The following is a 237-nucleotide window of genomic DNA, read 5'->3' as shown; positions in this document are numbered from 1 at the left end:
GTGCCGGTGACGGCGGTGGTTCACGCGGCCGGTGTGTTGGACGACGGGATGGTGGAGTCCCTGACCCCGGAGCGCCTGGACGTGGTGTTCCGGGCGAAGGTCGACGCGGCGCGCAACCTTGCCGCCGCGACGGAGGGCCGGGCGCTGAGTGCCTTCGTCCTGTACTCCTCGGTGGCGGGTCTGTTCGGCAACGCGGGTCAGGCCAACTACGCTGCCGCGAACACGTTCCTGGACGCG

Annotated in this window: 1 protein-coding gene; it reads left to right on the top strand. The window is 70.9% G+C overall.

All coding sequences use genetic code 11. From position 1 onward, the window contains the following. Positions 1-237, top strand: a 237-nt coding sequence (locus tag PUR56_RS00475; RefSeq protein ID WP_329947372.1) for a ketoreductase domain-containing protein, incomplete at both ends; no start/stop codon positions are given.

This window comes from Streptomyces sp. BE303, from assembly GCF_036290945.1.
Lineage (GTDB): Bacteria > Actinomycetota > Actinomycetes > Streptomycetales > Streptomycetaceae > Kitasatospora.
The sequence above is the reverse complement of the archived record's forward strand: the minus strand, read 5'-3'. Positions and strand labels throughout refer to the sequence as shown.